Origin of the sequence: Streptomyces sp. NBC_01622, assembly GCF_045209635.1 — a bacterium.
Taxonomy (GTDB): domain Bacteria; phylum Actinomycetota; class Actinomycetes; order Streptomycetales; family Streptomycetaceae; genus Streptomyces.
Genome location: NZ_CP109293.1, coordinates 7,804,669 through 7,828,614, shown reverse-complemented (window position 1 = coordinate 7,828,614; position 23,946 = coordinate 7,804,669). Strand labels below are relative to the sequence as shown.

Below are 23,946 nucleotides of genomic sequence, written 5' to 3'. Positions count from 1 at the left end.
ATGTCGAAGATCAAGCCGAGCAAGGGCGCACCGTACGCGCGCATCCTCGGTGTGGGCGGTTACCGTCCGGTCCGCGTCGTGCCGAACGAGGTGATCCTGGAGACGATCGACTCGTCCGACGAGTGGATCCGCTCGCGTTCCGGTATCGAGACCCGCCACTGGGCGAACGACGAGGAGACCGTCGCCGCGATGTCCATCGAGGCGTCCGGCAAGGCGATCGCGGACGCGGGGATCTCCGCCGAGCAGATCGGCGGCGTGATCGTGGCGACGGTCTCGCACTTCAAGCAGACCCCGGCCGTGGCGACGGAGATCGCCGACAAGCTGGGCACGAACAAGGCCGCCGCGTTCGACATCTCGGCGGGCTGCGCGGGCTTCGGCTACGGCCTGACGCTCGCCAAGGGCATGGTCGTCGAGGGCAGCGCGGAGTACGTCCTCGTCATCGGCGTGGAGCGGCTGTCCGACCTGACCGACCTGGAGGACCGCGCGACGGCCTTCCTGTTCGGCGACGGCGCGGGCGCGGTCGTGGTGGGCCCCGCGAAGGAGCCGCACATCGGCCCGACCGTGTGGGGTTCGGAGGGTGACAAGTCCGACACCATCAAGCAGACCGTGCCGTGGAACGAGTACGACTCCACGGGCAAGTTCCCTGCGATCACGCAGGAGGGCCAGGCGGTGTTCCGCTGGGCCGTGTTCGAGATGGCGAAGGTCGCCCAGCAGGCGCTGGACGCGGCCGGGATCACCCCGGACGACCTGGATGTCTTCATTCCCCACCAGGCCAACGAGCGGATCATCGACTCGATGGTGAAGACGCTGAAACTGCCGGAGCACGTCACGGTCGCGCGTGACGTACGCACCACCGGCAACACCTCGGCCGCCTCGATTCCGCTCGCTATGGAGCGGCTTCTGGCGACCGGCGAGGCGAAGAGCGGCGACACCGCGCTCGTCATCGGCTTCGGGGCGGGTCTCGTGTACGCCGCGACGGTCGTTACCCTCCCCTAGGCACTCCGTGCCGGATCATCATCGGATCCGACTCGGAAAGCACCGCCACACCCTCTGGATCACAAAGAAGGAGCGCCTGACATGGCCGCCACTCAGGAAGAGATCGTCGCCGGTCTCGCCGACATCGTGAACGAGATCGCCGGCATCCCGGTTGAGGACGTCCAGCTGGACAAGTCCTTCACCGACGACCTGGACGTCGACTCGCTGTCCATGGTCGAGGTCGTCGTCGCCGCCGAAGAGCGCTTCGACGTCAAGATCCCCGACGAGGACGTCAAGAACCTCAAGACGGTCGGCGACGCGACCGACTACATCCTCAAGAACCAGGGCTGAGCCACTTCCTAGGCCCGGACCACCACCAGGCCCGAGCCACCCCATAGGCCCGGCTGCATGGCCCCGCCACCCGGCGGTGGCGCCGCTTAATCCTCGTACCGTTGGAGAAAGAATTCCCGTGAGCCCGACCAATCGCACCGTGGTCGTCACCGGTATCGGCGCAACCACACCGCTGGGTGGCGACGCAGCCTCGACCTGGGAAGGTCTGATCGCCGGCAAGTCCGGCGTGAAGGCCCTGGAGCAGGAGTGGGCCGCCGAGCAGGCGGTCCGTATCGCCGCGCCGGCCGCCGTCGACCCCTCCGAGGTGATCCCGCGTCCGCAGGCCCGCCGACTGGACCGCTCGGCGCAGTTCGCGCTGATCGCGGCCAAGGAGGCGTGGGCCGACGCCGGCTTCACCGACAAGGCCGGCGAGGACCCCGCCGTCGACCCCGACCGCCTGGGCACCGTCATCGCCTCCGGCATCGGCGGTGTGACGACCCTCCTCGACCAGTACGACGTGCTCAAGGAGAAGGGCGTCCGCCGTGTCTCCCCGCACACCGTCCCCATGCTGATGCCGAACGGCCCGTCCGCCAACGTGGGTCTGCTCGTGGGCGCCCGCGCGGGCGTGCACACGCCGGTCTCCGCGTGCGCCTCCGGCGCCGAGGCCATCGGCTACGCCATCGAGATGATCCGCACCGGCCGCGCCGACGTCGTCGTCGCGGGTGGCACGGAGGCGGCCATCCACCCCCTCCCCATCGCCGCGTTCGGCAACATGATGGCGATGTCCAAGAACAACGACGACCCGCAGGGCGCCTCGCGTCCCTACGACACCGCCCGGGACGGCTTCGTCCTCGGCGAGGGCGCCGGTGTCCTGGTCCTGGAGTCCGCCGAGCACGCCGCCAAGCGCGGTGCCCGGGTGTACGCGGAGGCGGTCGGGCAGGGCATCTCGGCCGACGGCCACGACATCGTGCAGCCGGAGCCGGAGGGCCGCGGTATCTCGCAGGCCCTGAAGCACCTGCTCGAAAGCACCGACCTGGACCCGGCGGAGATCGTGCACGTGAACGCGCACGCGACCTCGACGCCGGCCGGTGACGTGGCCGAACTGAAGGCGCTGCGCAAGGTGTTCGGCGACGACGCCGACCACATGGCCGTCTCGGCGACCAAGTCGATGACCGGTCACCTGCTGGGTGGCGCGGGCGGCGTCGAGTCGGTCGCGACCGTCCTCGCGCTCTACAACCGCATCGCCCCGCCGACCATCAACGTCGACAACCTCGACCCGGAGGCGGAGGCCAACGCGGACGTCGTCCGCGGCGAGGCCCGCAAGCTGCCGGTCGAGGGCCGTATCGCCGCCCTGAACGACTCGTTCGGGTTCGGCGGGCACAACGTGGTGCTGGCGTTCCGGACGGTCTGAGAACTTCCTGTACGACGCTGAGGGCCCCCACCGGACGGTGGGGGCCCTCAGCGTGTGCGGAACGAAACGTCAGACCACCTGATGCAGCCAGCGCACCGGAGCACCCTCACCCGCGTACCTGAACGGCTCCAACTCGTCGTCCCACGGCTTGCCGAGCAGCTTCGCGATGTCGGCTTCCAGGTTCGTCTCACCCTGCTGAGACCTCGTCAGGGCGGCGCGGAGGCGGTCCTCGGGGATGAGGATGTCGCCGTGGATGCCGGTGACGGCGTGGAAGATGCCGAGGTCGGGGGTGCAGCTGTAGCGCTCGCCCTCGGCGGTGGGGCAGGGCTCGGCGGTGACCTCGAAGCGGAGGAGGTGCCAGCCGCGGAGGGCCGACGCCAGCTTGGACGCCGTTCCCGCCTCCGCCTGCCAGGAGAATTCGGAGCGCCACGTTCCCGGCGCGGCGGGCTGTCGGATCCAGTCGAGGCTGACGCGTGTGCCGAGCACCCCGGCGACGGCCCACTCGACGTGCGGGCACAGCGCGCGCGGCGCGGAGTGCACGTACAGAACTCCACGTGTCGTCACCGGGACCTCCGGACAGAGCGGGGCATCTTGCTGACTGGGAAACGGCGGCGGCAGGGCCGCCACGTTGAGGGCGAGGCTACCGTGCGGCGACGCGCGGAGTGTGACGTACCGTCCCTCCCGGTGCCAGGAAACCCTGCCATTCACCCAGGGGGACGCTTGTACGGGGGTGAGCCGTTGCATCCGGCCGCAACGGGAACCCTGGCGCGTTGTTATGGGTTGAGACCGTTATGGAGGGGATGGGTCTCAACATGCGAATGCGACGTCGTCGTTCACGGGCCGCGCTCGCCCTCATGACAGCGGCCGTGCTGGGCGCGGCCGGCTGCGACTCGGGCGGGGATACGTCCGCCGGCACCCACAGCAAGAGCGGTACGGCGGCCAAGGCGAACCCCTCCCCCACCCCGGTCTGGGACCGCAGCCCGTCCTCGGTCGCGGCGGTCGGTGACTCCATCACCCGTGGTTTCGACGCCTGTACGGTCCTGTCGGACTGCCCCGAGGTGTCCTGGGCGACGGGCAGCGAAGCCTCGGTCGACAGTCTCGCCGTACGGCTGCTGGGCAAGACCGGGGCGGCCGAGCGGAGTTGGAACTACTCGGAGACCGGCGCGCGGATGGCCGACCTGCCCGGCCAGATCACCCAGGCGGTCGCCCGCAAGCCGCAGTTGGTCACGGTGATGGTGGGGGCCAACGACGCCTGCCGGACCTCGGCCTCGGCGATGACCTCGGTCGCCGACTTCCGCACCGAGTTCGAGACCTCGCTGAAGTCCCTGCGCCGGGCACTGCCGAAGACGCAGGTCTACGTCGCGAGCGTGCCGAATCTCAAGCGCCTCTGGTCGCAGGGGCGGACCAACCCGCTGGGCAAGGCGGTGTGGAAGCTGGGCATCTGCCCCTCGATGCTGGCCGACGCGGACTCCCTGGACTCGGCGGCCACCGAGCGGCGCGACACGGTGCGGGACCGGGTACAGGAGTACAACAAGGTCCTGGAACAGGTGTGCGCGACGGATGTGCGCTGCCGTTTCGACGGGGGCGCGGTCTACGACTACCGCTTCGGCACGGACCAGTTGAGCCACTGGGACTGGTTCCACCCGAGTACGAACGGTCAGGCGCGGCTCGCCGAGATCGCGTACCGGCACGTCACCGCGAACGACCCCGTGACCTAGGGTTTCCCTCATGAGCGAACTTTTCGGCACCCTTCCCGACGGCACTCCCGTGCACCGCTGGACCCTGGAGCGGGCGGGCGTACGGGTGCGGGTGCTGTCGTACGGCGGGATCGTGCAGTCGGTGGAGGTGCCGGACCGGGCGGGCCACGCGGCGGACGTGGTGCTCGGGTTCGCCGGTCTGGACGGCTATCTCACCCATCCGGAGCCGTATCTCGGCGCGCTGGTCGGCCGGTACGCGAACCGGATCGCGGGCGGCCGTTTCCCACTGGAGGGCGTGACCTACTCCCTCGCGCGGAACAACGCGCCCAACTCCCTGCACGGCGGCGAGCGCGGCTTCGACAAGCGGGTGTGGGACGTCGAGCCGGTCGAGCACGGCGTGCGGCTGAGCCGGGTCAGCGGGCACGGCGAGGAGGGCTTCCCGGGGCGCCTGGACGTCTCGGCGACGTACACGCTGGACGAGTCGGGCGCGCTGCGCATCGCCTACGAGGCGACGACGGACGCGCCGACCGTCGTGAACCTCACGAACCACAGCTACTTCGACCTGAGCGGCACCGGCAGCGCGGCCGGTCACGAACTCCGGCTCGCAGCCTCGCGGTTCACCCCGGTCGACGCCGACCTGATCCCGACCGGCACGCTCGACGACGTCACCGGCACCCGCTTCGACTTCCGCGAGTCACGGAAGGTCGGCACCGGTTACGACCACAACTTCGCGCTCGACAAGGGCCTGACCCCGGCCCCCGTCGAGATCGCCGAGCTGCACGACCCGGCGTCCGGCCGGGTACTGGCGATCGCTACGACCGAGCCCGGCATCCAGCTCTACACCGGTGACTACCTGAGCGACCCGTTCGCCCCGGGTGCCGGAGTCGCCCTGGAGACCCAGCACTTCCCGGACTCCCCGAACCGCCCGGACTTCCCGAGCACGGAGCTGCGCCCGGGCGAGGTCTACCGCTCGGAGACGGTGTACGGCTTCTCGGCCCGCTGACCGTGGCGGCGGCGCGGGCATGAAATGAGCCCCGGTCCAGGGGTCAGGTCCCGGACCGGGGCTGTCTGTGGGGAGACGGGTCCCGGGTCAGACGTTAATCGTCGTGGCGACCCGGCGGTCCGTGATCGAGCGGCCCGCCTGGATCTCGTACGAACCCTTTACAACTGCCCACCCGTTCGCCGTCTCATCCCAGATCTCGAAAGATCGGCGCGGGAGTTCGACCCGTACCTCGACGCTCTCGCCGGGCCCGGCCTCGACCCCGGCGAATCCGGCCAGCCAGCGGGCCGGGCGCTCGGGGTCGTGCTCGGTCGGGGCCAGGTAGATCTGGACGACCTCACGCCCGTGCCGGCCACCGGAGTTGGTGACGCGCACGGTGACGGACGAACTGTCGGCCTTGATGTCGTCATAGGTCCAGTCGGTGTAGCCGAGGCCGTGCCCGAAGGGGTACGACGGGACGCGGCCCGCCTTCTCCCAGGCGCGGTAGCCGATGAACACGCCCTCGCGGTAAGGGAGTTCGCCGTTCTCGGGGACCACTTGACTGACCGGGGCGTCGGCGAGGGAGCCCCAGGTGGTGGGGAGCCGGCCGCCGGGTTCGTGGGCGCCGGTGAGGACGTCGGCGAGGGCGGCGCCGGCCTCCTGGCCGGGGAACCAGCCGAGCAGGACGGCGGCGACCTCCTCGCGCCAGGGCAGTTCGACCGGGGAGCCGGAGTTGACGATCACGACGGTGTTCGGGTTGGCGGCGGCGACGGCGCGCACCAAGTCGTCCTGGCGGCCGGGGAGTTGGAGGTCCGTGCGGTCGTAGCCCTCCGACTCCACCCGTTCGGTGGTGGCGACCACGACGACGGCGGTGTCGGCGGCGCGGGCCGCCGCGACGGCCTCGGCGATCAGTTCGTCGGGGTCGCGCTGCGGTTCCTGGTGGGCGAGCGCGAAGCCGACGACCCGCAGGGGGATGCCGACGGGGCGGGCGACGGTGTAGGTCAGGGAGACGTCAACGGGGGCGTCGGCGGTGAGTTCGACGAGGGCGCGGGGTTCGGGGGCGCCGAAGAAGGAGATGAACGGGTCGTCCTTGGCCGGGCGTTGGACGTCGTCGTAGTACGTCGTGCCGTCGACGGTGAGGGTGAACGCGCCGATGCCCTTGATGCCGAAGGTGTGTTGTCCGGTGGCGCGCGGGGTGAAGGTGCCGGTGAGTTCGACGGTGTGGAGGGTGTCGTGGGTGACGCCCTCGGGGAGGTCCGAACCCACCCATTTGATCTGCCCGTTGGGCAGGGGGACGGTCGCGATGACCTGGCCCGCCGCGTCGCGGCAGATCGCGCGCAGGGTGAACCCCTGGTCGGCGACGGCGAGTTCGGTGTTCGGGTCGGCGCCGACGGCGTAGCTCAGGGTGCCTTCGGGGAGGGCGGCGGTGAGGCCGTCGAGCGGGGAGACGATCCGGGCCGGGAAGACGGTGGCGGAGCCGCCGCCGAGGACACGGGCGTCGCGGGCGGCGGCGCCGATGAGCGCGACGGTGGTGTTCGGCTTCAGCGGAAGGGCGTTGTCCTGGTTCCGCACGAGGACGAAGGAGCGGCGGGCGATCTCGCGGGCGAGAGCCTCGCCGTCGACGGGGGACGGGAGTTCGGCTTCCGCGACGACGGGTTCCGCGCCGGCCAGGATGCCGACGCGGGCGGCGAGCCGCAGCACGTTCCGTACGGCCGCGTCGACCGTGGCCTCGGCGACCTCACCGGCGCGCACGGCCCGGGCGAGGGCCTCGCCGTAGACGGTCTTCGGGCCGGGCATGGCGACGTCGAGGCCGCCCTCGATGGCGCCGACGGTGGAGCGGGCGGCGGTCCAGTCGGAGACGTTGAAGCCGTCGAAGCCCCATTCGCCGCGCAGGATCTCGTTCACCAGGAGGCGGTGTTCGGTCATCGTCGTGCCGTTGACCGTGTTGTAGGCGGTCATGACGCCCCAGGGGCGGGCCTGCTCGACGATGAGCTCGAAGGGGGCCAAGTACAGCTCGCGCAGCGCGCGTTGGGAGATGAGATTGTCGACGGTGAAGCGTTCGGTCTCGGCGTCGTTGGCGACGAAGTGCTTGACGGTCGTGCCCACGCCGCCCGCCTGAACGCCTTCCACATACCCGGAGCCGATCCGCCCGGTGAGGTACGGATCCTCGCTGTACGCCTCGAAGTGCCGGCCGCCGAGCGGGGAGCGGTGCAGGTTGACGGTGGGCGCGAGCAGCACGTGGACGCCCTTGCGGCGGGCCTCCTGGGCGAGCAGCACACCGGCACGGCGGGCGAGTTCGGGGTCCCAGGCGGCGGCGAGGGCGGTCGGGGACGGCAGTGCGACGGAGGGGTCGTCGGCGGTCCAGTGCCGGCCCCGGACGCCGATCGGGCCGTCGGACATGACGAGGGACGTCAGGCCGATCTCCGGGAGCGCGGGCAGGGACCACATGTCCTGACCGGCCAGCAGCCGGGCCTTGGCATCGAGGCCGAGTGCGCCGAGGGCCGCTTCGACGACTGCTTCACGCGCTTCATGGGTTTCCGCCACCGCGGCGCCTCCTCGTTGAGTCCGTCCTGTGCCCTGCGCCTCCATCGTGCAACGGTTACCTGTAGATCGGTAGGTTTCGTAACCTTGCCGTTATATTTGCATACGACGGATGTCGTACGGTGACGCCATGAACGCCAGGGCCAAGAGTGCGGAGCGGCGCGCCGAGATCGTGCGGGCGGCGCTGGAGGTGATCGCCGAGCGCGGCTACCGGGGCGCGAGCCTGGCGGCGGTGGCGGAGCGGGTCGGGCTGACCCAGCAGGGCCTGCTGCACTACTTCCCCACGAAGGACGCGCTGCTGGTCGCCGTCCTGGAGGAGCGGGACCAGTGGGACGCGGTCCCGGACAGCCAGTGGCGAATCGACCTCCTCGCATCCCTGGTCGAGTACAACGCGATGCGGCCCGCGATCATCCAGACCTTCTCCGCACTCCTCGGCGAGAGCGTCACGGAGGGGCACCCGGCACGGGACTACTTCACCGCGCGGTACGCCAGGGTGCGGGCGAGCATGGCGGGGGTGCTGCGCGCCGAGTACGGCGACCGGTTGCCGAACGGCCTCACCCCCGAGCGGACGGCTCCCCTGCTGGTCGCGGTGATGGACGGCCTGCAGTACCAGTGGCTGCTGGACCCGGAGTCGGTGGACATGCCCGGGGCGTTCCGCGACTTCCTGACCCTGCTGGGCGAGACGTGACCTCGCCCGACTCCCCTACACCTGCCGCCAGATGACGGCGAGCGTCTTGCTCACCGCGCACACGAGGCCGAAGACAAGCGCCCAGTCGTAGGCCCCGGCAAGGACCAGCGCGGCGACCCCCGCACCGAACCACACCACCTCGAAGGCGACCCGGCCGGCGCCGCGCGTCTTGTACTTGGCCTTGGGCGAACCGCACAGCCCCCACAACACCGCGAGCACGACGGGCGCGCCGAGGCCGAGCAGCCAGGTCAGCGGGGTGGCGAGGTCCCGGGTGAACCCCCAGTAGGCGACGGCGACAAGGGCGCCGAGCTCGATGGCGAAGAGCACGCCGAGGTTCGCTGTCTTCGCTGTCTTCAGTGCCGTCATGAGCGGCAGTATCACCCGGAGCGGATCACTCCGTCCCGGCCGAGGAGACGGGGGATCGGATCGTCCGTCGCACCCGTGGCGTAGACCACTCCCGTCACGCGATACTGCGGCCGTTTGGCACCGCACCCCACTGCGACGGAAGGCCTCAACCACTTTGAATGGCATACGAGTTCGGACAGGCGTCCTCGGACTGGCCCTGCTGGCCGGTTTCTCCGCCACCGGCACCAGCGCGGCGGCAGCCGACACCACACTCCCCCCGACCGTCGAGGAACAACGGCTCGACAGGGCGGTCCCCCAGGAGATCCTCGAACACTCCGGATTCGACACCGTGGCACCGGAGTTCACCCACGCGCTCGAAGCGGCGCACAGCTACGCGCAGGCCCGCCGCATCGTCGTAAGCGAGGGAACCGCGCTGTGGCAGCGGGCAGTCGACCGGGCGCAGGGACGGGGTCCCGCCGGCGGGGATCTCAGCCGGGACGACGACCGGCCGCTGTACTGGGCGCGGTTGGGAATGACCAGGGAAGTGCGGACCTGGGCACCGGAGTTCGGCATCAGCGGCACCGAACGAACCGCACTCCTCTCCGAGTTGGAGCGGACCTCGCGCGGACAGAGCAGCATCCGCTATCCGGCCCGCGACAAGGGGCTGAAGCGGATCCTGGTGACCGGCTTCGACCCGTTCACTCTGGACGCGGACATCAGGATATCCAACCCGTCCGGGGCCACCGCGCTCGCGCTCGACGGCACGGTGATCCAGACGGCGGACGGTCCGGCCCGCATCGAGACGGCCATGTTCCCGGTGCGCTGGGCCGACTTCGCCGAGGGGACCGTGGAGCGGACGCTGCGGCCGTACCTCCCGAAGGTGGATCTGTTCACGACGGTGAGTCAGGGGCGGGTGGGCCGTTTCGACGTCGAGCGGACCAACGGGGCCTGGCGGGGCGGCTATCCGGACAACGACAACATCTCGCGCACGGAGACCGTCCCGGTCACCGACCCGGCCTCGCAGCCCCAGTGGACGTCGACGACCCTGCCGTACAAGGCGATTGTGGCCGCGAACACCGGACGTTTCCCCGTCTACGACCACACCGAGGTCACCGAGATCCCGGCGGGCGGGACGGCCCCCGTCGTACGGCCGGACGGACCTACCGCGGGCTCCACGGCCCGTGCCGGTGGTGGCGGCAACTACCTCTCCAACGAGATCGCCTACCGCGCGACCCTGCTGCGGGACCGGCTCGGGCTGCACGACTCGCTGCCGGGCGGACACATCCACACGCCGGTGCTGCAGTTCGGAACGGGCAACACGGACCCGGCGACCGGGACGATCACCGACCCGGACTTCGTACAGCACCGGGTGGACATCATCGCGCAGGTCAGAGCGATGGTGACAGCGGCGATGGACGCGTCAGCGGTCGACTGACGCGGGCCCGCTCTCCGTGTCCTCCCCCTCGGTCTCCTCGCCCAGCAGGTCCCGCGCCATCAGCGTCGCCCCCGCCACCGCACCCGGCATCAGGAAGACGGCGACGAACGGGACCAGGAAAGCGAGGCCGAGGGGGGTGCCGAAGCCCCAGATCAGGGGCTTGCGGGAGCGGAGGAGGGTGAGGCGGGCGCGGAGGTCGACGCCTCGGCGCTGCAGGGCGACGGCCGTCAGTTCCTCGGTGAGGAAGAACCCGGTGACGAAGAAACCGATCACCGGAACGACGGTCTGGCCGACGAACGGAAGGAATCCCAGGGCGAAAAGCAGAACCCCCCACACAAGCGCACGAATCAGCACCCGGAGGCTGTCGCGGGCCGAGACCCACAGTTCGCGCCAGAGCGGGAGGCCCGACTCGGGGGCCGTGCCGTCGGGTGAGACATCCCGGTCGACCTTCTCGGAGAGGGTCTCGTAGAAGGGCTGCCCTATCAGCAGGGTGACCGCCGTGAAGGTCAACACCGAGAGCAGCAGGGCCAGTACGAACAGCACAACGGTAAGGAAGCCGCGGAACAGCCCCTGCCACGGACTCGCCCAGCCGTCCGCGAAGGGCGTGGCCCAGCCGACGAAGTCCTCACCCCACACCGCGAGCGCGACAAGCACCGCGACATAGAGAACCAGCGTGATCAGCCCAGGAACCAAACCAAACCCGTACTGCCGCCCGTGCCGGGCCACCCAGCGCTGGCCCTTCAGGAGATAGCCGAACCCCGCCCCAAGATCATGCATGGGGAGAACCTTACTCAGGGTCGACGCCGGACGGGTCCTGGGCATGTCCTGGGTATGTCCCAGGCCTGCCCTGGGCCTGCCCTAGGCCGTCGATACAGCCACCACAACGCCCCGATCCGCCGCAGGTGAAACCGCAGCGGTCACCCGTACCGCGGTAGCCCGGGCCACCCGCCCCGCACGGAAGGCGGCAGCCAGCAGAACCGGCTGAACCCTCTCCAGGGCGGAGACGAACAACTCCTCGCCCGCGACCACCATCGGCACGGCCGTCTTCGTGGTCGCGGCCGCGGCCTCCGTAAGGTCGGCGAGAGGCGGCAAGGTGGCCCGGAGAACCTTCGCGCCCGCAGCGGCCGCGCGTTGCGCGAGGGCCACCTGCGGGGGCAGCAGCGGAGCCAGCGCTGCCGTCAACGCCTCGGCGATGCGCCGGAGTTCGGGGGAGGAGTCGGCCAGGGCGTCGGCCGCCGCGCGGAGCAGCGGGGTGAGGGCGAGCAGTATGCCGGCCGCCACGCCCGCCGCCGCGGGCAGCAGCGGGGAGGCCGCCTCGACCAGATCGCCGAGCGCGGCGGCGAACTCCTCGACGGCGGGTTCCACCACGTCGAGAACGGGCAACAGGCTGTCCCCCAGCACACCCAACAGCACCTGCGCCGGCCGACTCACCGGATGCACGGCCAGCGGCGCACCGGTCGTACCGAGCCGCGTCAGGGTGTCGACCATGCGATAGAAGGCCTCCTGAGCCTGCGGCGAAGCGCTCGCCTCGGCCAGCTCGGCGGTGGTCTCCCGCAGCACCCGCAGCGCCTCGGCACCCGAACCATCCCGTGGATCAAGGGTGTTGATGGCGATTCTGGTGATGTTCCCGGCGGTGTCCAGGAGTTGCCCGGTGATGTCGGTGGTGCTGCGTGCCATGCGCAACACCTCGTCCCTGCTCGGAAGCGAAGGAATGGTCGCCATGGGAACCCCTCTCCACGCGCCCGCCACCCGGTAGCTGCACTCAGCATGCCCACTCCCCACCCCCCTGAATGCGACATCCGGGCATCGGTGACACCAACACCTTCCCTCGCCCATTGAGTCGAACGGGTGCCGCTCGCCGTACCGATCTCTGGAACCAGGAGGAGGTCCGAGGGGGAACTCCCGCAGGTCGGACAGGCGTTGTTCACCATGGCACACGCGAGCAGCGGATCAGTTGAGGAGAGCGGATGACCCAGGAGATCCACGGCACCGTAGCCGACGGCTTCGAAACGGTCCGGGAGGAGTTCGCCGCGTTCGTGTCGACGGAACGCGCGGACTACGAAGGCCAGTTGTGCGCATACGTACACGGCCGACAGGTCGTGGACCTGTGGGCCGGACCGTCCGGCACCACCAACAACTCCCTCTACGGCGTGTTCTCGTCCACCAAGGGCGCAGCCCACCTCGTGGTGGCCCTGCTGGTCCAGGACGGCACCCTCGAACTGGACCGCAAAGTCACCTACTACTGGCCGGAGTTCGCATCCGAGGGCAAAGGCGCGCTGACTCTACGCGAGTTGCTCGCGCACCGTGCGGGCCTGATCGGCACGGACACCGGCTTCACCCTCGACGAACTGGCCGACGACCGCGCGGTCGCCGAACGCCTCGCCGACCAGCGCCCGTTCTGGCGTCCCGGCACGGCCTTCGGCTATCACGCCCTGGTCATCGGCGCCCTGACCGGCGAGATCGTCAGACGAGCGACAGGCCGTTCACTCCAGGACGTGTACGAGGAAAGAGTCCGCGCCCCCTACACCCTGGACTTCTACCTGGGCCTCCCCTCCACCCAGGAGCCACGCTTCCGTACCACCCAGCCCCCCTCCCCCGACCACCAGTCCCCGCACACCCCCCACGAACCGGACAGCCGCCACAGCCTCACCGGCATCGCCTTCAACGAACACGCGGCCCAGCCCACCGAGCTCTCATCGCTCCCCAACGAAACGACGATCCGCGCCAAGGGCCCCGCATCGGTCGGCGGAGTGGCATCGGCACGCGGCCTGGCCGGCCTCTACGCGGCGGCGATCAGCGTGGTCGAGGACCGGGCCCCGCTCCTGAAGCCGGACACGGTAGCGGAGTTCGGCCAGCTCCACTCCGTCGGCCACGACATGATCACCGGCACGCACCGGGCGTACGGCCTCGGTTTCCAGGCGACGGCGAGCACCTGGTACCCGTTCCTGAGCGCCGGCACGATCGGCCACAGCGGCGCCGGAGGCTCCCAGGCCTTCGCCGACCCCCGCACCGGCCTGACCTACGGCTACACCCGCCGCCGCTTCACCCTCCCCGGCGGCCCGGCCCCAGAAAACACCCGCCTGGTCCAAACCGCCCACCAAGCAGCACTGGCAAGCTGAACCAACGGCGCAAGCCCTCACCAACGACGAGGGCCCACCAAGTTGCACTGTCCCCACGCGCCGGCCGAGAGGGAGCCGCAGGGGCGCGCCGGTGTCGAGAGCCCCACCGCGCGGAGGCGCGCAGCGCCGAGCACGGTGGGGCTCTCGACACCGGCTTCAGGCGCCCCGAAGGCGACCGAACCAAAGGAGGTGCGCACGGTGCCTACCCAACACCGCCCGCTCAGAGCTTGACGATCATCTTCCCCGTGTTGTCCCCCCGCAGCTGCCCCAGGAACGCCTCAAGGTTGTTCTCGATCCCCTCGACGACGGTCTCCCGGTACTTCAGCTCACCGGAAGCCACCCAGGCGCCGACCTCCCGCACGAACTCAGGCTGAAGGTCGTAGTGGTCGCCGACGAGGAAGCCTTCAATACGCCCCCGCGTCTGAATGAGCCGCCCGAGGTTCTTCGGCCCGGCCACGGGCTCGGTGCTGTTGTAAACCGAGATCATGCCGCAAATGGCAATACGCCCACGCTCGTTGAGCGAACCGATCGCAGCCTCAAGGTGGTCGCCCCCGACATTGTCGAAGTAAACATCGACACCGTCCGGAGCCGCCTCCCGCAGTTGCTGACTCACCGGCCCGTTCTTGTAGTTGAAGGCAGCGTCGAACCCGTACTCCTCCACGAGAAGTTTGACCTTCTCGTCGGACCCGGCGGAACCGATGACCCGAGACGCACCCTTGAGCTTGGCGATCTGCCCGACCTGGCTGCCGACGGCACCGGCGGCGCCGGAGACGAAGACGGAGTCGCCCTCCTTGAAGGAGGCGGTGCGCAGCAGCCCGGCGTAGGCGGTGAGGCCGGTCATGCCGAGGACACCGAGGTAGGTGGAGAGCGGGGCGAGGTCGGGGTCGACCTTGACGGCACCCTTGGCGTCGATGGTCGCGTACTCGCGCCAGCCGCCGAAGTGCAGGACGTGGTCGCCGACGGAGATGCCCTCGGCGTTGGACTCGACGACCTCGCCGACCGCGCCGCCCTGCATGACCTTGCCGAGCTCGAACGGGGCGACGTACGACTTGGCGGCGCTCATCCGGCCGCGCATGTACGGGTCGACGGAGAGGTACTTGTTCCGCACCAGCACCTGGCCCTCGCCCGGGGTCCGGGTCTCGGTCTCCACCAGGGCGAAGTCCTCGGGCTTCGGCCAGCCGACCGGACGGCTGAGCAGGTGCCATTCGCGGTTGATCATCACAAGCGCCTTTCTTCGTGTCTCCGTGCGGGGAGCCTCAAATACTTCAGTACCTGAAACAACCATGCCTCTGAATATTTCATGATGTCAAGTAACGGGGTACGCTGGAGCGCATGTCCACACCCGAAAAGACGCGCTCCGACAACACGCGCCGCGCCGACCCCGTGACCCTGGAGGTCGTCGAGCTGATCGGCGATGTCGTGGCGCGGTTCTACGAGGACTACGAGGAGGCGGCGGGCGACCACTCGCTGACCGGCGCCCAGGCGCGGCTGCTCAGCCTGCTGTCCCTGGAACCACTGCCGATGCGCAAGCTGGCGCAGAAGCTGAAGTGCGAGCCGTCGAACGTCACCGGGATCGTGGACCGGCTGGAGACGCGGGGTTTGGTGGAGCGCCGCCCCGATCCCGCCGACCGGCGGGTGAAGCTGGCGGCGGCGACGGACGAGGGGCGACGGGTGGCCCGTAGCCTGCGCGAATCGCTGCGGTTCGCCCGGGAGCCGCTGGCGGGGCTGTCGGACGACGAAAGGTTGGCACTCCGAGGCCTGCTACGACGAATGCTGAAGATCTAACCCGAGCCACCCCGAACCCCGACCCACGCCACCCCGAACCCCCGACCCGAGCCACCCCGAACCCCAACCCACTCGACCCCGAACCCCGACCCGAGCCACCCCGAACCCCCAAGCCGAACGGCTCAGGAGCACCACCACAAGATCTGTTTGCACGTCTCCGAAGGCGACGGCGTCGGGCTCGGGTGCGAGGACGAGGGCTCCGAGGTCGGAGTGGTCGTCGGCTCGGTGGTGGACGGCGATGTGGGGGACGTGTTGCCGGCGGCGGTCGTCGGTGTCAGCGACGCGGAGGGACTCTTCGTCCCCTTCCCGGACTCCGAAGGCGAAGCCGACCGTGACGCCGACGCGGCCGGAGACGCCGAACCCGCACCCGCCCCCACGGTCTTCGTGTCACCCAAGGGCTCGGCCGTACCGCTGGCCTCCGAGGACGCCGCACCCTCCGCCGACGCGTCGCCCGGCGCCGCGGGCTTCGAGGTCGAGAACGGCGCGTCCGCGCCCACCTCGGCCAGGCTCAGCCCGCCGGCCGCGAGCACGAAGCCGGCCGTGACGAGGAGCACCCGGCGCCGCCGCCGGCGATGTGCCGCGGCCTTGCGATCGCGACGACTCGCACCCGGCGTGTCCGGGCCCTCGGCGGCGCCGTCACCGTCACCCCGCCCGCGACTCCTCCGCCGCGCAGCGCGCCCCTGGGGTTCACCGTCCTCGATGCCCTCGACGGCTTCCTCATGCCCGCCTTCGGGCGCGTCCCGGCCCTCCCCCGCCCCACCATCCGTTTGCGAACGTACGTCAACTACGGGCGCGTAGGCAGGAGATGACTCGACGGGCACTTCGGCTGATACGCCGCACCCCGGGCACGCGAGGGCGCCGTTCAGGTGCCGGCCGCAGGGGTGGCAGTAGTCCATGACGCCCGAAGACTAAGTTCCCCACAGGTAACGTTCATAGTCACGTCTGTGAAAATTGTGCAAGGAACCGCGCGCCGAACCCGGCCGAGACCCATCCGGGACCCAACCGGCGATCGAACCTCTTGCCGAAACCGTTACTTGTTCGACCCATTGACACCCCAGCCCCGCCGTCCTTACTGTCTGCCCAGCATTTCGAACGTGAGCCGAAATTTCGAACAGCACCGAAGAGCACAGGGGGCATCTGCCGTGCGCATCACGGGAATCAGTACGCACGTGGTCGGGACGCCATGGCGCAATCTGACGTACGTCCAAGTGCACACCGACGAGGGCGTCACCGGCGTCGGCGAGACCCGGATGCTGGGCCACACCGACGCGCTGATCGGTTACCTGCGCGAGGCCGAGGCAAACCACATTGTCGGTTCCGACCCGTTCGCCGTGGAAGACCTCGTACGCCGGATGAAGTACGGCGACTACGGCCGGGCGGGCGAAATCGTCATGTCCGGCATCGCCGTGATCGAGATGGCCTGCTGGGACATCAAGGGCAAGGCCCTCGGTGTGCCGGTGTGGCAGCTGCTCGGCGGCAAGGTCACCGACAAGGTGAAGGCGTACGCGAACGGCTGGTACACCACCGAACGGACCCCGGAGGCCTATCACAAGGCCGCCCAGGGAGTCATGGAGCGCGGCTACAAGGCGCTGAAGATCGACCCGTTCGGGACCGGGCACTTCGAACTCGACCACGAGCAGACCCTGTACGCCGTCTCGCTCATCGAGGCCGTACGGGACGCGATCGGCCCGGACGCCGAGCTGATGCTGGAGATGCACGGCCGCTTCTCACCCTCCACCGCCGTACGGCTCGCGCGCGAACTCGCGCCGTTCAAGCCCGCCTGGCTGGAGGAGCCGGTCCCGCCGGAGAACCTGAAGGCGCTGGAGAAGGTCGCCGCCAAGGTGGACATCCCGGTCGCCACGGGTGAACGCATCCACGACCGCGTCGAGTTCCGTGAGCTGTTCGAGAGCCAGGCCGTCGACATCATCCAGCCCGACGTCGGTCACATCGGCGGCATCTGGGAGACGCGCAAGCTCGCCGCGACCGCCGAGGCGCACTACGTCCTCGTCGCCCCGCACAACGTCGGCGGACCGGTGCTGACCGCCGCCTCGCTCCAAGTCGGCTTCTCCACCCCGAACTTCAAGATCCTGGAGCACTTCAACGACTTCGCGGACGCGGAGATCAAGAAGGTCGTCAAGGGTGCCCCGCAGGTGATCGACGGCTACTTCCACCTCTCCGACGCGCCCGGTCTCGGCGTCGAGCTGGACACCGACGCGGCGGCCGAATTCCCGCAGCAGCAGGCCCGGTTCGACCTGTGGGCGGACGGCTGGGAGCAGCGCAAGCCGAAGGGTTCGAAGTGAGCACGGCGGTCGTCGTCGCGGGACCGGGCGAGCACCGGCTGGTCCCGCACGAGGCGCGGCAGCCGGACGCGGGCGAGGCGCTGGTGCGCGTCCACGCGGTCGGCATCTGCGGCAGCGACCGCGAGGTGTACCAGGGCAACAGGCCCGAGGGATACGTCCGTTACCCCCTCACGCCGGGCCACGAGTGGTCCGGCACGGTGGAGGCGGTCGGCGCCGGGGTGCCGTCAAGTCTGGTCGGCCGCAAGGTCGTTGGCGAGGGCTTCCGCAACTGCCAGGTGTGCGACCGGTGTCACGCGGGCGAGACAACGTTGTGTACGGCAGGCTATGAGGAGACGGGCTTCACCCAGCCCGGCGCCATGGCCACCACCCTCACCCTCCCCGCCCGGCTGCTCCATGTCCTCCCGGACGAGGCCGACTTGACGGCGGCGGCGCTGCTGGAACCGGCGGCCTGCATCGCGGCGGCGGCACTGAAGGCGAACGCGCGGCCGGGTGAGCGGGCAGCCGTGGTCGGCACCGGAACCCTGGGCATGTTCGCGATCCAGTTCCTCAAGGCGAACTCCCCCGCCGAACTCCTGGTCGTGGGCTCCCGCCCGGACCGTGCGGCCCTGTCGCAGCAGTTCGGCGCCACGGACTTCCGTACCAAGCACGAACCCCTCCCCGACGACTTCGACGTGGTGATCGAGACCGCCGGCTCCGCGGACGCGGCCCGCACGGCCGCCGCGCTGCTGAGGCGCGGCGGACGCCTGGTCCTGACCGGCATCCCAGCGCCGGGCGCCGAGGGGCTCGACCCCACCGATCTCGTCGTACGGCAGCTGGAGGTGCACACCGTCTTCGGGGCACCGCCGGACGCCTGGGCGCACACGGTGCGGGTGTTCGGGGCGGGGTTGCTCGATCCGCTTCCCCTGGTCACCCATGAGCTTCCGCTCGCCGAGTTCCCGCAGGCCATCGAGCTGGTGGGGTCCGGCGATCCCAAGGTCGGCAAGGTGCTGCTGCGGCCGTAGGAAACCCCCAGCCGTACGTCGGCACGGGGTGTCCTGACCACCCCGTGCCGACGTACCACCACAGTTTTTCCGTACCCCGAGCCGCGAACCGCGTCCGAAATACCGAACACGAAGGACAGCCAGTGACCGACACCGCCACGGCAGCCCGCAGGCCCGGGGAGCAGGCGCTCTCCGCGCTCGGCCTGGGCGCGCCCGCCCTCGACCCCGCCGACGCCTCGCCGCACACCTTCCCCGGCGGCGGTCGCTGGCGCACCGAGATCCCCTCCTGCGAGGGTCCCGAGGCGCTGGCGGTCATCCTCAAGGAGTCCTCGCGCCTCGACGTCCCGATCCACCGGATCAGCCAGGGCAGCGGCGTGTGGATGCTGACCGACGCCGAGATCACCGAGATGGTCGAGGCCACGGCCGAACGCGACATCGAGCTCTGCCTGTTCACGGGTCCGCGCGGGACCTGGGACATCGGCGGCTCGGTCCGCTCCGACTCGCGCGGCGGGGGTCTGCGCGCCCGGGGCCACGACGCGGTCGCCGGCTGTATCGAAGACGCCGTGCGGGCAACGGAGTTGGGCGTCAAGTGCCTGCTCGTCGCCGACGAGGGCGTGCTGTGGACGCTGCACCGGGCGCGCGTCGCCGGGATCATCCCGGCCGACACGACGCTCAAGGTCTCGGCGCTGATCGGTCCGGTCAACCCGGCGGCGTACGCGGTCTACGAGCGGCTGGGCGCCGACTCCCTCAACGTGCCCAGCGATCTGACGCTCGATCATCTCACCGAGATCCGGCGGGTGTCGGCGGCTCCGATGGACATGTACATCGAGGCGCCGGACGACCTCGGTGGCTACATCCGGATGTACGAGGTCGCCGAGCTGATCCGGCGCGGCGCCCCGCTGTACCTGAAGTTCGGTCTGTCCAAGGCCCCCGGCATCTACCCGTGGGGCACCCACCTCCGTGACGTCACCCTCGACACGGCGCGCGAGCGGGTACGGCGGGGGCGGCTGGCCCTCGACCTGCTGGCCAGGCACGGCGCGGACGGCGACATGGCTCCGCTCGGTACCAGGTTGCCGGGATCCCTCAACCGTTTCCCGACAGAGAGTGCCACTGACTGACCGATGGGGTCTGCAGGCCGCCTGTGGCTGGTCGCGCAGTTCCCCGCGCCCCTATAAACGCAGCCCGGTTTCCAGGTGCACCTGGAAACGCAGGCCCGCCCTCCAGGGGCGCGAGGAACTGCGCGACCAGCCCCCACCGGGCCCGCACCACACAACACAACCGGCACCATCCCGCACCCGCACCACCGCACCGCATCCTGAACCACCCCCACGCACTCGCTGCACCTCTCAACGACGAGAAGAATGAGGCCAGTTCACATGCGCATCCGCAGAAGCGCCCTCCCCCTCATAGCCGGCGCCGCCACCCTCGCGCTGACCCTGTCCGCGTGCGGGCAGAGCGGTTCGGGCGGCAGCAAGGAGAAGGAGAGCAGTGCAAAGGGCGGCACGATCGGCATCGCGATGCCGACGAAGTCCTCCGCGCGCTGGATCTCCGACGGCAACAACATGGTCAGCGACCTCAAGTCCAAGGGCTACAAGACCAAGCTGGTCTACGGCGAGGACGACCCGGACACCCAGGTCTCCCAGATCGAGAACATGATCACCCAGGGCGTCAAGGGCCTGATCATCGCGGCGATCGACAACAAGTCCCTGAACAACGTGCTCCAAGAGGCCGCCGACGCGAAGATCCCGGTCATCGCCTACGACCGCCTCATCCTCGGCACGAAGAACGTCGACTACTACGCCTCCTTCGACAACACGAAGGTCGGCGTGCTCCAGGGCACATACCTCATCCAGAAGCTCGGTCTGAACAGCGGCAAGAAAGGCCCGTTCAACATCGAGCTGTTCGCCGGCTCGAACGACGACAACAACACCAAGTACTTCTTCAACGGCGCGATGAGCGTGCTCCAGCCGTACATCGACCAGAAGAAGCTGGTCGTCAAGTCCGGGCAGACCGAGCTCAACAAGGTGACCACCCTGCGCTGGGACGGCACCAAGGCGCAGAACCGCATGGAGGACATCCTCACCGGCTCGTACAAGACGGGCCGGGTCGACGCGGTGCTGTCGCCCTACGACGGCATCTCCATCGGCATCCTGTCCGCGCTGAAGTCGGACGGCTACGGCTCCGCCAGCAAGCCCCTGCCGGTCATCACCGGCCAGGACGCCGAGCTGGCCTCGGTGAAGTCGATCATCGCCGGTGAGCAGACGCAGACCGTCTACAAGGACACCCGTGAGCTCGCCAAGGTCGCGGACACCATGATCGACGACGTCCTCAACAAGAAGACGCCGAAGACCAACGACACCAAGACCTACGACAACGGCACCAAGGTCGTCCCGGCCTATCTGCTGCAGCCGGTGAGCGTGGACAAGTCCAACTACGAGGACGTGCTGGTCAAGGGCGGGTACTACACGGACGCGCAACTCAAGTAGTTCCGCTGCCCGTCACCCGACCCCACACTTGATTGGAAGGCACGACCATGGCGGGACCCGTCCTGGAAATGCGCTCGATCGTCAAGACCTTTCCCGGTGTCAAAGCGCTCTCGGACGTCACACTGACGGTCCGTCAGGGCGAGGTCCATGCCATCTGCGGTGAGAACGGCGCCGGGAAGTCCACCTTGATGAAGGTGCTCTCCGGCGTCCATCCGCACGGCAGTTACTCGGGCGACATCCTCTTCGAAGGGGAGGAGTGCCGCTTCCGCGACATCCGGGCCAGCGAGCACCGAGGCATCGTCATCATCCATCAGGAGCTGGCGCTGGTGCCGTTCCTGTCGATCGCCGAGAACATCTTCCTCGGCAACGAGCACGCCACGCGCGGGCTCATCAACTGGAACGAGACCCTGCGGCACGGCACCGAACTGCTGCGCCGGGTGGGCCTCAGCGACCACCCGGAGACCCGCGTAGCCGACATCGGCGTGGGCAAACAGCAGCTGGTGGAGATCGCGAAGGCGCTGTCGAAGAAGGTGAAGCTGCTCATCCTGGATGAGCCGACGGCGGCCCTGAACGACGAGGACAGCGGCAAACTCCTCGATCTCATCCTGGAGTTGAAGAAGCAGGGCATCACCTGCATCATCATCTCGCACAAGCTGAACGAGATCCGCAGGGTCGCCGACTCGGTGACGATCCTGCGCGACGGCCGCACCATCGAGACCCTCGACGTGAAGGCGCCGGAGACGACCGAGGAGCGGATCATCTCCGGCATGGTCGGCCGCGACCTCGACCACCGCTTCCCCGAGCGCACCCCGTACGCGGGAGAGCCCGAGGCGGCGCCCGCGCTGGAGATCCGCGACTGGACCGTGTTCCACCCGATCGACCAGCAGCGCAAGGTAGTTGACGATGTGTCAATAAATGTGCGCAGGGGCGAGATCGTCGGCATCGCCGGACTCATGGGCGCCGGCCGCACCGAACTCGCCATGAGCGTCTTCGGGCGCTCCTACGGCCGGTACGCCGGCGGCACGGTCCTCAAGGACGGCCAGGAGATCCGCACCAAGTCCGTCGCGGAGGCGGTCGGGCACGGCATCGCCTATGTCACGGAGGACCGTAAGCACTACGGTCTGAACCTCATCGACACGATCAACCGGAACATCTCGCTGACCGCCCTGAACAAGGTCGCCAAGCGCGGTGTGGTGGACGAGCACGAGGAACGCCAGGTCGCCGAGCGGTTCCGCACATCCATGAACATCAAGGCGCCGACCGTCTTCGAGCCGGTGGGCAAGCTGTCGGGCGGCAACCAGCAGAAGGTCGTCCTCAGCAAGTGGATCTTCGCGGGTCCCGAGGTGCTGATCCTGGACGAGCCCACGCGCGGCATCGACGTGGGCGCCAAGTACGAGATCTACACGGTCATCGACCAACTCGCCGCCGAGGGCAAGGCGGTGGTCTTCATCTCCTCCGAACTGCCGGAGCTGCTCGGCATGTGCGACCGCATCTACACGATGGCGGCGGGCCGGCTGACCGGTGAGGTGCCCCGGGCCGAGGCCACGCAGGAAGTGCTGATGCGCCAGATGACGAAGGACAAAGAGGTAACGCGATGAGCACGGACGTCACCGACAAGATCCCGGCCGCGGCACCGCCGGGCAAGGACGGATCGGGCGCGGGCGGCGGCCTGTTGTGGCTGGTCCTGGACGGCCTGCGGCGCAACATGCGGCAGTACGGCATGCTGATCGCCCTCGGCCTGATCGTGATCCTCTTCGAGATCTGGACCGGCGGGGACCTGCTGCTGCCGCGCAACGTCTCCAACCTGGTGCTGCAGAACAGCTACATCCTGATCCTCGCGATCGGCATGATGCTGGTCATCATCGCCGGGCACATCGACCTGTCGGTCGGCTCGCTGACCGCGTTCGTGGGCGCCTTCGCGGCGGTCCTGATGGTCAATCACCAGGTCCCGTGGCCGGTCGCGTTGGTGCTGTGCCTGCTGATGGGCGCCGTGGCGGGCTCGGTACAGGGGCTGTTGATCGCCTACGCGGGCATACCGTCCTTCATCGTCACCCTCGCCGGCATGCTGCTCTTCCGCGGCCTCACGGAGATCCTCCTGCAGGGCCAGACGCTGGGCCCCTTCCCGGGCGGCCTGCAGAAGATCGGCAACGGCTTCCTGCCCGCGGCCGGCCCGAACACCAACTACCACAACATCACGCTGCTGTTGGGCCTCGTGATGATCGCCGCGGTGGTGTGGCAGGAGGTGCGCGACCGGCGCCGGCAGCAGGAGTTCTCGCTCGACGTACCGCCCACCAAGCTGTTCCTGCTCAAGCTCGTCGCGATCGTCGCCGCGATCGCCTGGCTCACCCTGCTGCTCGCCAGCTACGACGGTGCGCCGATCATCCTGATCATCCTCGGCGTCCTGGTGGCCGGTTACGGCTATGTGATGCGCAACACCGTCTTCGGCCGCCACATCTACGCGATCGGCGGCAATCTGCCGGCCGCGAAGCTGTCCGGCGTCAAGGACAAGCGCGTCACCTTCCAGGTGTTCCTGAACATGGGCGTGCTCGCGGCCCTGGCGGGTCTGGTGATCACCGCCCGTCTCAACGCGGCCTCGCCGAAGGCGGGCGACGGCTTCGAACTGGAGGCCATCGCCTCCTCGTTCATCGGTGGCGCCTCCATGAGCGGCGGTGTCGGTACCGTCCTCGGCGCCATCATCGGCGGTCTCGTCCTCGGCGTGCTGAACAACGGCATGAACCTCCTCAGCGTCGGCACCGACTGGCAACAGGTCATCAAGGGCCTCGCCCTGCTGACCGCGGTCGGCTTCGACGTGTGGAACAAACGCAAGTCCGGTTCGTAAGTCCAGATCGGGCCCCGTCTGTCTGTCCTGTCGCAA

At 69.3% G+C, this 23,946-nt stretch carries 22 protein-coding genes; 16 read left to right on the top strand and 6 right to left on the bottom strand.

The genetic code is table 11. The features are described from left to right. The 3 genes from OH768_RS36205 (at position 1) to fabF (ending at position 2,716) form a co-directional block, all read left to right on the top strand. Positions 1 to 996 (top strand): ketoacyl-ACP synthase III, encoded by a 996-nt coding sequence (locus tag OH768_RS36205; protein ID WP_406460146.1) that lies wholly within the window; start codon positions 1 to 3, stop codon positions 994 to 996. Between the two features lie 81 nt (positions 997 to 1,077). Next, positions 1,078 to 1,326 carry an acyl carrier protein gene (locus OH768_RS36200; RefSeq protein WP_019067091.1) on the top strand — a complete coding sequence of 83 codons (249 nt, stop codon included), beginning with the start codon at positions 1,078 to 1,080 and terminating at the stop codon, positions 1,324 to 1,326. Between the two features lie 118 nt (positions 1,327 to 1,444). Continuing rightward, positions 1,445 to 2,716, top strand: a complete 1,272-nt coding sequence (gene fabF / locus OH768_RS36195) for a beta-ketoacyl-ACP synthase II (RefSeq protein WP_406460145.1) — start codon at positions 1,445 to 1,447, stop codon at positions 2,714 to 2,716. 69 nt (positions 2,717 to 2,785) lie between these two features. On the opposite strand, the gene OH768_RS36190 is transcribed toward fabF, so the two are convergent. Continuing rightward, positions 2,786 to 3,280 (bottom strand): DUF3145 domain-containing protein, encoded by a 495-nt coding sequence (locus tag OH768_RS36190; protein WP_026178291.1) that lies wholly within the window; start codon positions 3,278 to 3,280, stop codon positions 2,786 to 2,788. 248 nt (positions 3,281 to 3,528) lie between these two features. On the opposite strand from OH768_RS36190, the gene OH768_RS36185 reads away from it, so the two are divergent. Then, on the top strand, positions 3,529 to 4,434 hold the full coding sequence (locus OH768_RS36185) for an SGNH/GDSL hydrolase family protein (protein WP_406460144.1): 906 nt from the start codon (positions 3,529 to 3,531) through the stop codon (positions 4,432 to 4,434). Positions 4,435 to 4,444: 10 nt separating this feature from the next. Continuing rightward, positions 4,445 to 5,416, top strand: coding sequence for an aldose epimerase family protein (locus OH768_RS36180; protein ID WP_406460143.1), 972 nt, complete (start codon positions 4,445 to 4,447; stop codon positions 5,414 to 5,416). An 87-nt stretch (positions 5,417 to 5,503) separates the two neighbouring features. On the opposite strand, the gene OH768_RS36175 is transcribed toward OH768_RS36180, so the two are convergent. Further along, on the bottom strand, positions 5,504 to 7,981 hold the full coding sequence (locus tag OH768_RS36175) for a beta-glucosidase (protein WP_406460142.1): 2,478 nt from the start codon (positions 7,979 to 7,981) through the stop codon (positions 5,504 to 5,506). Positions 7,982 to 8,045: 64 nt separating this feature from the next. Between OH768_RS36175 and OH768_RS36170 the strand changes: the two genes are divergently transcribed. Then, positions 8,046 to 8,621 carry a TetR family transcriptional regulator gene (locus OH768_RS36170; RefSeq protein ID WP_362970729.1) on the top strand — a complete coding sequence of 192 codons (576 nt, stop codon included), beginning with the start codon at positions 8,046 to 8,048 and terminating at the stop codon, positions 8,619 to 8,621. A gap of 15 nt (positions 8,622 to 8,636) precedes the next feature. Here the strand turns inward: OH768_RS36170 and OH768_RS36165 are convergent, their stop codons facing one another. Next, positions 8,637 to 8,987 (bottom strand): YrdB family protein, encoded by a 351-nt coding sequence (locus OH768_RS36165; protein ID WP_406460141.1) that lies wholly within the window; start codon positions 8,985 to 8,987, stop codon positions 8,637 to 8,639. A gap of 154 nt (positions 8,988 to 9,141) precedes the next feature. On the opposite strand from OH768_RS36165, the gene OH768_RS36160 reads away from it, so the two are divergent. Next, positions 9,142 to 10,401 (top strand): pyroglutamyl peptidase, encoded by a 1,260-nt coding sequence (locus OH768_RS36160; protein ID WP_406460140.1) that lies wholly within the window; start codon positions 9,142 to 9,144, stop codon positions 10,399 to 10,401. Here the strand turns inward: OH768_RS36160 and OH768_RS36155 are convergent. Both OH768_RS36155 and OH768_RS36150 read right to left on the bottom strand, forming a co-directional pair. Then, a complete protein-coding gene (locus tag OH768_RS36155; RefSeq protein ID WP_406460139.1) occupies positions 10,387 to 11,178 on the bottom strand; it encodes an EI24 domain-containing protein in 792 nt (263 codons plus the stop codon). The genes OH768_RS36160 and OH768_RS36155 overlap by 15 nt on opposite strands. A gap of 81 nt (positions 11,179 to 11,259) precedes the next feature. Continuing rightward, positions 11,260 to 12,078 (bottom strand): hypothetical protein, encoded by an 819-nt coding sequence (locus OH768_RS36150; RefSeq protein WP_406460138.1) that lies wholly within the window; start codon positions 12,076 to 12,078, stop codon positions 11,260 to 11,262. Positions 12,079 to 12,368: 290 nt separating this feature from the next. On the opposite strand from OH768_RS36150, the gene OH768_RS36145 reads away from it, so the two are divergent. Then, positions 12,369 to 13,520 carry a serine hydrolase domain-containing protein gene (locus OH768_RS36145; RefSeq protein ID WP_406460137.1) on the top strand — a complete coding sequence of 384 codons (1,152 nt, stop codon included), beginning with the start codon at positions 12,369 to 12,371 and terminating at the stop codon, positions 13,518 to 13,520. Between the two features lie 220 nt (positions 13,521 to 13,740). Here the strand turns inward: OH768_RS36145 and OH768_RS36140 are convergent, their stop codons facing one another. Next, positions 13,741 to 14,739, bottom strand: coding sequence for an NADP-dependent oxidoreductase (locus OH768_RS36140; RefSeq protein WP_406460136.1), 999 nt, complete (start codon positions 14,737 to 14,739; stop codon positions 13,741 to 13,743). Positions 14,740 to 14,852: 113 nt separating this feature from the next. Here OH768_RS36140 and OH768_RS36135 point away from each other — a divergent pair, with 113 nt between their 5' ends. The 8 genes from OH768_RS36135 to mmsB all read left to right on the top strand — a co-directional run bounded on the left by OH768_RS36135 (position 14,853) and on the right by mmsB (position 23,910). Then, the gene (locus OH768_RS36135) at positions 14,853 to 15,305 is read left to right on the top strand and encodes a MarR family winged helix-turn-helix transcriptional regulator (protein WP_406460135.1); all 453 of its coding nucleotides are present in this window, start codon (positions 14,853 to 14,855) and stop codon (positions 15,303 to 15,305) included. Positions 15,306 to 15,452: 147 nt separating this feature from the next. Beyond that, positions 15,453 to 16,103, top strand: a complete 651-nt coding sequence (locus OH768_RS36130) for a hypothetical protein (protein ID WP_406460134.1) — start codon at positions 15,453 to 15,455, stop codon at positions 16,101 to 16,103. A gap of 344 nt (positions 16,104 to 16,447) precedes the next feature. Then, positions 16,448 to 17,605, top strand: coding sequence for a mandelate racemase/muconate lactonizing enzyme family protein (locus OH768_RS36125; RefSeq protein ID WP_406460133.1), 1,158 nt, complete (start codon positions 16,448 to 16,450; stop codon positions 17,603 to 17,605). Continuing rightward, entirely contained in the window at positions 17,602 to 18,606 is a 1,005-nt protein-coding gene (locus tag OH768_RS36120; RefSeq protein ID WP_406460132.1) for a zinc-binding dehydrogenase, read from the top strand. The genes OH768_RS36125 and OH768_RS36120 overlap by 4 nt, the downstream gene beginning before the upstream one ends. A gap of 122 nt (positions 18,607 to 18,728) precedes the next feature. Then, a complete protein-coding gene (locus OH768_RS36115) occupies positions 18,729 to 19,703 on the top strand; it encodes a hypothetical protein (RefSeq protein ID WP_406460131.1) in 975 nt (324 codons plus the stop codon). A gap of 258 nt (positions 19,704 to 19,961) precedes the next feature. Beyond that, positions 19,962 to 21,071 (top strand): multiple monosaccharide ABC transporter substrate-binding protein, encoded by a 1,110-nt coding sequence (gene chvE, locus OH768_RS36110; RefSeq protein ID WP_406460130.1) that lies wholly within the window; start codon positions 19,962 to 19,964, stop codon positions 21,069 to 21,071. A 47-nt stretch (positions 21,072 to 21,118) separates the two neighbouring features. Continuing rightward, positions 21,119 to 22,669 (top strand): multiple monosaccharide ABC transporter ATP-binding protein, encoded by a 1,551-nt coding sequence (gene mmsA / locus OH768_RS36105; protein ID WP_406460129.1) that lies wholly within the window; start codon positions 21,119 to 21,121, stop codon positions 22,667 to 22,669. After that, entirely contained in the window at positions 22,666 to 23,910 is a 1,245-nt protein-coding gene (mmsB, locus tag OH768_RS36100) for a multiple monosaccharide ABC transporter permease (RefSeq protein ID WP_406460128.1), read from the top strand. The genes mmsA and mmsB overlap by 4 nt, the downstream gene beginning before the upstream one ends. Positions 23,911 to 23,946 lie beyond the last annotated feature (36 nt).

Excerpts from the sequence above, each read along its gene's own strand:
- OH768_RS36205 (WP_406460146.1), top strand. The coding sequence starts at position 1 with ATGTCGAAGATCAAGCCGAGCAAGGGCGCACCGTACGCGCGCATCCTC.
- OH768_RS36200 (WP_019067091.1), top strand. The coding sequence starts at position 1,078 with ATGGCCGCCACTCAGGAAGAGATCGTCGCCGGTCTCGCCGACATCGTG.
- OH768_RS36185 (WP_406460144.1), top strand. The coding sequence starts at position 3,529 with ATGCGAATGCGACGTCGTCGTTCACGGGCCGCGCTCGCCCTCATGACA.
- OH768_RS36180 (WP_406460143.1), top strand. The coding sequence starts at position 4,445 with ATGAGCGAACTTTTCGGCACCCTTCCCGACGGCACTCCCGTGCACCGC.
- OH768_RS36175 (WP_406460142.1), bottom strand. The coding sequence starts at position 7,981 with ATGGAGGCGCAGGGCACAGGACGGACTCAACGAGGAGGCGCCGCGGTG.
- OH768_RS36170 (WP_362970729.1), top strand. The coding sequence starts at position 8,046 with ATGTCGTACGGTGACGCCATGAACGCCAGGGCCAAGAGTGCGGAGCGG.
- OH768_RS36165 (WP_406460141.1), bottom strand. The coding sequence starts at position 8,987 with ATGACGGCACTGAAGACAGCGAAGACAGCGAACCTCGGCGTGCTCTTC.
- OH768_RS36155 (WP_406460139.1), bottom strand. The coding sequence starts at position 11,178 with ATGCATGATCTTGGGGCGGGGTTCGGCTATCTCCTGAAGGGCCAGCGC.
- OH768_RS36150 (WP_406460138.1), bottom strand. The coding sequence starts at position 12,078 with ATGGCACGCAGCACCACCGACATCACCGGGCAACTCCTGGACACCGCC.
- OH768_RS36145 (WP_406460137.1), top strand. The coding sequence starts at position 12,369 with ATGACCCAGGAGATCCACGGCACCGTAGCCGACGGCTTCGAAACGGTC.
- OH768_RS36140 (WP_406460136.1), bottom strand. The coding sequence starts at position 14,739 with ATGATCAACCGCGAATGGCACCTGCTCAGCCGTCCGGTCGGCTGGCCG.
- OH768_RS36135 (WP_406460135.1), top strand. The coding sequence starts at position 14,853 with ATGTCCACACCCGAAAAGACGCGCTCCGACAACACGCGCCGCGCCGAC.
- chvE (WP_406460130.1), top strand. The coding sequence starts at position 19,962 with ATGCGCATCCGCAGAAGCGCCCTCCCCCTCATAGCCGGCGCCGCCACC.
- mmsA (WP_406460129.1), top strand. The coding sequence starts at position 21,119 with ATGGCGGGACCCGTCCTGGAAATGCGCTCGATCGTCAAGACCTTTCCC.
- mmsB (WP_406460128.1), top strand. The coding sequence starts at position 22,666 with ATGAGCACGGACGTCACCGACAAGATCCCGGCCGCGGCACCGCCGGGC.